The 9656-nt window shown below is 44.2% G+C and carries 8 protein-coding genes; 6 read left to right on the plus strand and 2 right to left on the minus strand.

What is annotated here, in order from left to right; all coding sequences use genetic code 11:
• Positions 1–80: 80 nt before the first annotated feature.
• The 5 genes from QTO00_RS08855 (at position 81) to QTO00_RS08875 (ending at position 6699) form a co-directional block, all read left to right on the plus strand.
• Positions 81–1796 (plus strand): ABC transporter ATP-binding protein, encoded by a 1716-nt coding sequence (locus tag QTO00_RS08855; RefSeq protein WP_331424351.1) that lies wholly within the window; start codon positions 81–83, stop codon positions 1794–1796.
• Between the two features lie 96 nt (positions 1797–1892).
• The gene (locus tag QTO00_RS08860; protein WP_443088912.1) at positions 1893–3503 is read left to right on the plus strand and encodes an ABC transporter substrate-binding protein; all 1611 of its coding nucleotides are present in this window, start codon (positions 1893–1895) and stop codon (positions 3501–3503) included.
• 176 nt (positions 3504–3679) lie between these two features.
• Positions 3680–4657, plus strand: coding sequence for an ABC transporter permease (locus QTO00_RS08865; protein WP_038209989.1), 978 nt, complete (start codon positions 3680–3682; stop codon positions 4655–4657).
• 2 nt (positions 4658–4659) lie between these two features.
• Positions 4660–5598, plus strand: coding sequence for an ABC transporter permease (locus tag QTO00_RS08870; RefSeq protein WP_038209986.1), 939 nt, complete (start codon positions 4660–4662; stop codon positions 5596–5598).
• 171 nt (positions 5599–5769) lie between these two features.
• Positions 5770–6699: an SPOR domain-containing protein gene (locus QTO00_RS08875; protein WP_331424354.1), complete on the plus strand. Its 930-nt coding sequence runs from the start codon at positions 5770–5772 to the stop codon at positions 6697–6699.
• Between the two features lie 24 nt (positions 6700–6723).
• Here QTO00_RS08875 and QTO00_RS08880 read toward each other — a convergent pair whose 3' ends face one another.
• Positions 6724–7482: a chromosome partitioning protein ParA gene (locus QTO00_RS08880; RefSeq protein ID WP_331424356.1), complete on the minus strand. Its 759-nt coding sequence runs from the start codon at positions 7480–7482 to the stop codon at positions 6724–6726.
• Positions 7483–7586: 104 nt separating this feature from the next.
• On the opposite strand from QTO00_RS08880, the gene QTO00_RS08885 reads away from it, so the two are divergent.
• Positions 7587–8495 carry a response regulator gene (locus QTO00_RS08885; protein WP_331424357.1) on the plus strand — a complete coding sequence of 303 codons (909 nt, stop codon included), beginning with the start codon at positions 7587–7589 and terminating at the stop codon, positions 8493–8495.
• Between the two features lie 244 nt (positions 8496–8739).
• Here QTO00_RS08885 and QTO00_RS08890 read toward each other — a convergent pair whose 3' ends face one another.
• Positions 8740–9582: a pentapeptide repeat-containing protein gene (locus QTO00_RS08890; protein WP_331424358.1), complete on the minus strand. Its 843-nt coding sequence runs from the start codon at positions 9580–9582 to the stop codon at positions 8740–8742.
• Positions 9583–9656: the final 74 nt, after the last annotated feature.

The raw sequence follows: 9656 nt of genomic DNA on the forward strand, positions 1-9656 counted from the left end.
ATTGCCAGAATTAAATCTGGCTTGAATGGATTCACTTTTCAGACAGGGCAGAAAGCTGCCGAAGCAGTAGAGGTCTGGTAATGTCACTTTTAGAAGTTAAAAACCTTCGAATTGAGTACCCTTCGCGACATGGTGTTCATGCCGCAGTTAAATCACTCTCCTTTAATATTGAGCGCGGAGAGATCGTCGGCGTTGTTGGCGAGTCTGGTGCAGGTAAATCAACCGTAGGTAATGCGGTTATTGACCTTCTTAGCCCTCCGGGGCGTATCGCAAGTGGCGATGTCTATTTAGATGGCGAACAAATCTCTGGTCTAACGCCAGATCAGATGCGCAGTGTACGGGGTTCTAAAATTGGGTTTATCTTCCAAGACCCGATGACTTCTCTAAACCCACTTTTTACTGTTGAGCAGCAACTTAAAGAGACGATTCATGCCAACATGAAGGTTTCTGATGAAGAAGCGTATCAACGTGCATTATCTTTGATGCAGCAGGTGGGTATTCCTCAACCAGAAAACCGTCTTAAACAGTACCCACACCAATTTTCTGGTGGTATGCGTCAGCGTGTGGTGATTGCTATTGCGCTTGCAGGTGAGCCTGACCTTATTATTGCCGATGAGCCGACTACGGCGTTGGATGTGTCTATCCAAGATCAAATTCTAAGTTTGATCCGCGATTTGTGTATCAAGAATAACGTGGGTTGTATGCTGGTTACCCATGACATGGGTGTCGTGTCTAACGTGACTGACCGTGTGGCGGTTATGTATCGTGGTGACTTAGTTGAGTTTGGCCCAACGGCAAAAGTACTTGGCGACCCAGACCACTCATACACGCGTAGTCTGATTTCTGCTGTCCCTCGTTCAGATATGAAGCTCGATCGCTTCCCATTGGTCAGCTACATTGAAGAAGCGCACGAGATGGAGCCGCTTGATGTTAAGAACCACTGGTTAGGTCAAAGCCAAGACCACCGAGATTACACAGGTTCACTGCTGAATGTTGAGAACGTAAATCTACGTTTTATAACCAAAGATTCACTGTTTGAAAGTCGCCGTGAATATGTTCAGGCGTCAAACAATGTCAGCTTTGAAGTATATGAAGGCGAGACGTTCGGTCTTGTCGGTGAATCGGGCTCAGGTAAATCGACTATTGCACGAGTAATTGCCGGTTTATACGCGCCTAACTCCGGTAAGGTGAGCTTTGAAGGTATCGATCTAACCTCACTTAAGTCAGAGAAAGAGCGCCGTCCGCTGCGTCGTCAGATGCAGATGGTGTTCCAGAACCCATACACTTCAATGAACCCGCGGATGAAGATCTTTGACATCATCGCGGAGCCGATTCGATTCCACAAATTAACTAATAGTGAAGCTGAAACCAGACAGATCGTTAACGATCTACTTGATCACGTCGGTTTAGGTCAAATGGCGGGTGTAAAATATCCACACGAGTTCTCAGGTGGTCAGCGTCAGCGTATTTCTATCGCTCGCGCATTGGCAACTCGTCCACGCCTTCTTATCTGTGATGAGCCTACCTCTGCATTAGACGTATCGGTTCAAGCACAGATTTTGAACCTGCTCAAAGATCTACAGGATGAGCTCAATCTAACCATGCTGTTTATCAGTCACGATTTACCCGTTATTCGTCAGATGTGTGACCGAGTGGGTGTGATGCAGATGGGCACACTGTTGGAAGTTGCCCCAACAGAACAGTTATTTAGAACACCTCAACACGAGTACAGTAAACAACTGATTTCATTAATGCCTGAATTCACAGGCTTAAGAGAAGAAGTAAAAACGGCATAAGTCGTAAACCTTTCCCGTCTTCCGCAGGTTGGCGGGCAATAAACAGAGCACACACAACTAGGGATGAATCCCGCATAAGGAGTTATGCAGATGAGCATGAAAACCAAGATTGCAGTCGCGGTAGCGGTAGTGGCTGCTGGTGGTATCTATTTTGCGATGCAACCTAAAGAAGAAAAAGTTGCAGAGCAAGTGACTGAAAAAGTAGAACAGGTTTCAGTACAAGAAGTCGCGATTAAAGTTGCGTATGATGCAGACCCAGTATCTCTTGACCCACATGAGCAATTGTCTGGCGGTACACTACAGATGTCTCATATGGTGTTTGATCCGCTGGTTCGTTACACCCAGTCTCTTGATTTTGAATCTCGTCTGGCAGAAAGCTGGGAGCGCGTAGATGAGACGACTTTCCGTTTTGTTCTGCGTAAAGGTGTTAAATTCCACTCAGGTAACGAGCTAACCGCTGATGATGTGGTATGGACGTTTAATCGTCTGCAAAACTCTCCAGACTTCAAAGCAATCTTCGAACCGTACGAGAAGATGGTTAAAGTTGACGATTACACGGTAGAACTTGTATCTAAGGGTGCATACCCATTGGTTCTTCAAACGGCAACTTACATCTTCCCAATGGACAGCAAGTTCTACACTGGTACAACGGCCGATGGCAAAGACAAGGGTGAAGTGGTTAAGCACGGTAACTCATTTGCTTCAACTAACGTATCCGGTACAGGTCCATTCATTGTTACTTCTCGTGAGCAAGGTGTAAAAGTCGAGTTCGAACGTTTCGACGGTTACTGGGATAAGAACACAGGCAACGTTGACAAATTAACATTGGTACCAATCAAAGAAGATGCAACTCGTGTTGCAGCCCTTCTATCTGGCGATGTAGATATGATTGCGCCAGTAGCACCAAACGATCACGAGCGCGTGACAGGTGCTTCAAATGTAGAGCTAGTCACTCTACCTGGTACACGAATCATTACGTTCCAAATGAACCAAAGCAGCAACGAAGCGCTTAAAGATGTTCGCGTTCGTCAGGCGATTGTTCACGCAATCAACAATGAAGGTATTGTTGATAAAATCATGAAAGGCTTCGCTACCGCAGCTGGCCAGCAAGGTCCTGAAGGTTATGCCGGTTACAGCGCAGATCTAACGCCACGTTACGATCTCAAGAAAGCTAAGCAGCTGATGAAAGAAGCTGGTTACGAGAAAGGCTTTACCCTATCTATGATGGCGCCAAACAACCGTTACGTGAACGATGCGAAAATTGCTCAAGCGGCAGCGGCAATGCTATCTAAGATTGGCATCAAGGTTGATCTGAAGACTATGCCTAAAGCGCAATACTGGCCTGAGTTCGATAAGTGTGCCGCAGACATGTTGATGATCGGCTGGCACTCAGATACAGAAGATTCAGCGAACTTCTCTGAGTTCCTGACTATGACTCGCAACGAAGAGACGGGTAAAGGTCAGTACAACTGTGGTCACTACTCAAGTGCTGAAGTGGACAAGCTGGTAATGGATTCAAACGTAGAAACGGATCCTGCTAAGCGTGCACAGATGCTGCAGCAAGTAGAAACTACGCTGTACAACGAAGCGGCGTTTGTTCCTCTACACTGGCAAAACCTAGCGTGGGGCGCGAAGTCTAACGTCGATATCGCTCCGATCGTTAACGCAATGAACTTCCCTTACTTTGGTGACTTAGTCGTTAAATAATGGGTTGAAGTAAATTGGGCATCTGCAGGTGTAGGTGCCCAAATTTTTGGTGCTTAACTTTGTTTCAGTCGGGTTGAGTGCCATTTTTAAGACTGAAGAATGCAGCCGAATATTCTAGTGACATTGAGTTTAATGGCTTGCAGACTGAAATCTATGGAAAGTTAAAGGGGCAAGGAATGTTTTCGTTTCTGGTCAAGCGCCTGTTTCAGGCACTGATAGTGATGTTTGTGATCAGTTTAGTGGCGTTTGCCATTCAGGATAACCTTGGCGACCCACTGCGTGAGCTTGTTGGTCAGTCGGTTTCTGAATCAGAGCGTCAAGCTTTGCGTGACGAATTAGGTCTGAATGATCCCTTCATTACAAAATACACGCGCTTTGTAGGCAATGCTCTACAAGGTGATCTAGGTACTTCTTACTTCTTCAAACGCCCAGCGGTTGAAGTGATTCTTGATAAATTAGTGGCGACTCTCGAACTGGTATTCGGTGCGACGCTTATTATCGTATTCTGTTCGATACCTCTTGGTGTTTACTCTGCAATTCATCCAAAAAGCATATTTACTAAAGTGGTGATGGCGGGAAGCAGTATCGGTATCTCTATCCCCGTGTTCTTAACCGCGATCATGCTGATGTATGTCTTTTCGATTGAGTTGGGGTGGCTACCATCGTACGGACGTGGTGAAACCGCCAACTTACTTGGTTGGGAATCGGGTTATTTCACCCTTGATGGGCTGGCACACCTCATCTTGCCATGTGTGGCCTTAGCATCAATTATGTTGCCACTATTTATTCGCTTAGTGCGCGCTGAAATGCTTGAGGTACTAAGCTCTGAGTACATCAAATTTGGTAAGGCTAAAGGCTTAGCGCTGAACAAAATCTATTACCAACATGCACTCAAAAATACCATGCTGCCAGTTCTTACTGTCGGTGGTGTACAGATTGGTACTATGGTGGCCTATACCATTCTTACCGAAACGGTATTCCAATGGCCTGGTACAGGGTTCCTTTTCTTAGAAGCGATCAACCGTGTTGATACACCACTTATCACTGCATACGTTATTTTCGTCGGCCTGATTTTCGTTGTTACCAACACCATTGTTGACTTGTTGTACGGCATCATCAACCCAACCGTAAACCTAACAGGTAAAGGAGCGTAATCATGACTCAATTAGCCGCAGCTCCTTCTCGTTGGGAGCGTTTTAAGCAATCGGATTTTTTGTACTACTTTAAGCGCGACAAAGTCGCAATGGCGAGTTTTAGCGTATTTCTGGTTTTCTTGGTATTGGCGTTAGCTGCACCAATTTTGTCACCCACTGACCCATACGATCTCGCGTCGATTGATATTATGGATTCTGAGCTACCACCGTCTTGGATGGAAGACGGTGACGAGCGCTTCGTACTTGGTACTGATGAGCAAGGTCGAGACATTCTTTCGACGATTCTTTACGGTTCACGCTTATCTTTGACCATAGGTTTCTTGGCGGTCGGCCTTCAACTGATTCTCGGTATTGTTATTGGTCTTTCTGCGGGTTACTTCGGTGGCCGGATTGATAGCTTCTTGATGCGTTTTGCTGATGTGCAGTTGTCGTTTTCGACCATGATGGTAGCGATCATTGTTTCTGCAATTTTCAAAGCTAGCTTCGGCAGTGACTTTTACAGCCAATATGCGGTAGTCATGCTGGTGGTTATCATTGGTGTGGCCGAATGGCCGCAATATGCGCGTACCATTCGCGCTTCAGTGCTGGCTGAGAAGAAGAAAGAGTATGTTGAAGCGGCACGCGTAATGGGCTTTAAAGCACCACGTATTATGTTCCGCCACATTTTGCCGAACTGTTTATCGCCAATCTTGGTTATTTCGACAGTACAGGTGGCAAACGCCATTATGTCTGAGGCGGCACTTTCTTTCCTAGGTTTAGGTCTACCAGTAGACCAACCTTCGTTAGGTGCGTTGATTAGTATTGGATTTAACTACATCTTCTCTGGTGCGTGGTGGATTACAGCATTCCCAGGCATCGTTCTAGTGACTCTGGTTTTGGTTATCAACCTACTTGGTGACTGGTTACGTGATGTATTTAACCCAAAAATCTATAAAGGGTGATCCAACCCTAAGATTTGATTATAAAAACCTCACTACACTAAGAGCCGTAAGTCATTGCGGCTCTTTTTTTGCATTCTCAATATCAGGGCAGTGAACCGTCAATAAAGTCACTATAGTAATCCACTTAGATGGATAAACTCCAAGTTAAGTTTACAGAGTATGGATATCAATATGGCCTCAAAGCCGAAACAAACTTATTTGAAGTGTTGGAGCCTTGCTGCAGCGCTCGCCTTGAGTGCTTTATCAGCCCCAACGCTTGCTGAAGAATTTTTGTGTGATGCAACTCAGGCATCAACTAATGAGCTGCCGTTGTTAGATAAATCATGTCCAATTGGTAAAGGGCTATGGGGAAAGTCTAAGCCGCGTGGCACAGAATCGACTTTCTGGATTCAGTGTGGTGTGTTTAGCAAGCCACTCTCACTACCTAAGGCTAAGAAGCTATATCAACATATCTCTACCGATGTTTGGGCGAAACCGGAAGGGAAGGCTTATCGCTGTTTAGTGGGTCCTTACCAAGATTTCTCACAGGCGAAGGCAGACTTAGCCAAAGTGAAAACTGAGCCTGGCTATAAAGAAGCGTTTGTTCGTGAAGTGGTTAAGGGGGCCCCTGCTAAACCTGTAGCCGCTAAACCTAAGTCGCAATCTAAGCCAAAGCAGCTGGCAAAAGCAGCTTCTCAACAGTCTACGACGATTATTCCGGCTCCGGTCAGAGCGAAGAAACAACCCGAGACAATTAAGCCAGTGGCGGAAAAACCGAAACAGCGCCAGACAGAGGTGTCAATTCGCCTGTCAGCCGCAGTATCAGGATTAGAATATAAAGTTCCTTACACCATGTTTAGTGATGACCAGTTCTATATGGAGCACGATCTACCATGGAACAGGCTTGATTACGAAGGCGCTTACAAAACGTGTTATCGCTTAGGAATGCGCTTAGCAACTTCTTCCGAATGGAAGGCATTACTCGATTCCAACGTGATGCAAAAAGATAAATGGCCAATGCACTTACCGTATTGGGGAGCAGATAGGGTTGGCCTCTTCACTAGCGGTAAAGTCAATCAGCTTAAAGGCACCTCTTTACTGAATATTGTGTGCGTTAAGTAATGCAAAAGGCCGGTAGCACGGTCGCTACTGGCTTTTCTGTTCTGCTTCTGCCAACAGTTCCAAATACTTCTTCTCAACAAAGCTTTTCTCTTTGGCCATGTGCTGAAGTTGCTGTTTTGAGGTTTCCAGTTTAGCCGCCAACTCAGAAGTCGTATCCTGAGCACTAAGTTGCTGCTTGTACGACTCAATCTCATCTAACAACTGCTGTTTCTCTTGTTGAAACTCTTGAGCTAAGTTCGCGACCCCACCAGACTCGCTGATTTGAATGTACTCTTTCTCTAGCTGTTCGAACTGCTTCTCTAACTGCTCATTTTCAAGTTGTAAGCTTTCTACGGTATCGGTCTGCTTGAGTAAGCGAGTTTTGGTCTTACGCAGTCCATTGATGCTTTTATCCAAATCGCCTTTGAGCTTTTTGATCAGTCGGTGAGATTTATTGAGCTTTTTGTTGAGTTCTTCAATCGATTCTTTTTCCTGAGCGCTGAGCTCTCCTTTGGCAGCTTTGATTTGCGACACTTGGTTTTCAAGCGCTTGTTGGATAACAATCAAGTCATTTAGGGTGTCACCGTTGTCAGCGGTATAGCTGAGTGCTTTGTCGACAGACTGCTGACAGAGTTCATAGGTATTCCTATCCATATCGCGACCGCTCACCACTTGGCGAGCAAATTGGCGAAACTCACGTAGGATTAAAAGCAGAATGACAAACCACACTAATAGGATCAGTAACCCAAAGTCGACCGCGAGGGCAATTAGGTTTTCAGTAGTCAAAAACGGCATTAATTCCATCAATAAATACACAAGTTGGGACAGTCATCGGGTGTAAGTTTAGTTGCCGGTAAAAATAATGCCTATAATTTAGACAGTTCAGTGTGGGGAGGTGGTGGCCAATAGTGAAAATTCTGATTGTAGATGACAGTAAAGCAACATTAGAGATTGTAAGACGAGGACTAGAAACCTTTAGTTACTGTCGTTTATCGATCGAGAAAACCAGCAGCGCAACACAAGCGCTAGAATTAGCCAAACAGTGGAACCCTGAAATTGTGTTGACCGATTGGTATATGCCGGATATGACAGGTTTAACGCTCACGCAGGAACTGATGCGGCTTAGCTCAGAGATTAAAGTTGGTATGATCACTACGGTGGATGATAAAGCGCTAATCCGACAGGCTTATGACGCAGGAGCGAGTTTCGTATTAACTAAGCCGTTTGAAGATGATGACCTTCACCGACAATTATTGCCTCTGGTCAAATGGGTAGAAGAGAGCAAGCAGGCGCTCGACGCCATTGGTGGAGTGCAAAAAGAGTTGGCCCTACCCAAACTTTCCCAGCTTGAGAAATTACTGCAACGGGAGCTCGGTGATGGTTTGTCGTTAACCAATATCGCTGTACAAAAGTTTGATGATAGTAAAATACCCTGTCTTTTAGCTGTTTATGAAGATACAGCCACACAGCGACCACGAGCTGTGGCTATGCTCGACTTGTTCGCTATTTGCGTTTTTGCCCAAGCCAATAGTGCTATTTCCAAAGCAGAACTAAAGCAAGTGGCGCAGAGTAAGACCGCGAGTAAAGAGGTTCTTGATGCATGTCAGTTGGTACTCGACCGCTCAGCTTTGGCCTTTTTAGACAGCAAAACGCGCAAAAGCTTACGCTTGAAGGATATCAGCTTTGTCCCTAGTGCTTTCGATAAGCTGAAAACACTTTATGACAAAGGGGCGGATAAGCGGGTCGATTTCACCTGTCAGCTTAATGGCAAGCTGACAGGTAAGCTGACAGGTAAGGTGACGATTGTTGGTTTTTAATCGGCAAACAAAAAGCAGACACTCGGTCTGCTTTTTGTTTTAACTACGCGTGATACGGGATCAACGCATAGTACTTCTCTACCCTTTATATCCCACTCTGGAAGTTTTCTGGAAACCATTGCTTGGCCACGGTGAGGGTCGTTTTTCCAGAGAATACAAAAAACTGCTCTTTTTTGAAGAAAATGTAAGTCTGGAAAACTACTTTTCCAGACTTAAGCGTCATGAAACTTTTTTCAATCTTATATTATTTCGTTTTTTCTGATGGAAAACACTTATCTACACCATCGAATTTGATCTTATTTAACTTTTTTGCTGTCTTAAACATAGAGCAAATCAAGCTCTTTTTTTTGTCATCACTTGCGACCCAATAGTGGCCATAATTATGGTAAATCCATTTACCAGAATCCTTTGTAATTTCACTATTTAACTTACTCACGGGAGGTTTGTAATGTCTAATTATCTCGTAAGCACTACTTTTTTCGTCTTTTGTAGCTTCTTTGTAAATGATCCATTCAATGTCACTGAAATCGATATTTTCTAAAGAAGAGCCTTTAAATACCTTGTCAATATTTGACTCTTTCACATAAAACTTTGCATTAATTGGTTTCCCAATATTTAAGTTAGAAATCTCTGATCCAGTAAATATGACGTCTTTAAAAACGACATGCTCAAAGTGTGGATGGTTCAACTCACTATTAATAAAAGAAGTGTTGTCAAGGTTCAACTTAGTTGGAGCTAGCGGGTCATCGCCAACTATTCCTCGAAACTGTACATTAGTTAATTCACTGTCAATAAAACTTAAGTTATCGACATGACCAAAATACATTCCTTTGTAGCTAGGCATTTTCCAGAACTCTACATTCGTTAACGTGCTTTTAATAAATTGCGAGTTATAAACATGGCTGCCGAAGGAACTAGACATGAGTATAGTGTCTTCAAAATACATCCCGCTCATGTATACACCGTCAAAACTAACGTAAGAAAGCTCGGCATTTGAAAATGTTACATCTTCTAAATACTCGCTGCTTACTTTAGTAAAGGAAAGCTTTGTTCTGATGAATCCCCTAATGATTTTTATCAAAATCATTAAGTTAAGGTAGATACACATCTTGTCATATGATCAAATGGTTTCGCCAAAAATCAATAATCAGACAACAAAAT

Origin of the sequence: Vibrio sp. M260118, from assembly GCF_036533755.1 — a bacterium.
In the GTDB taxonomy this organism is placed as follows: Bacteria; Pseudomonadota; Gammaproteobacteria; order Enterobacterales; family Vibrionaceae; genus Vibrio.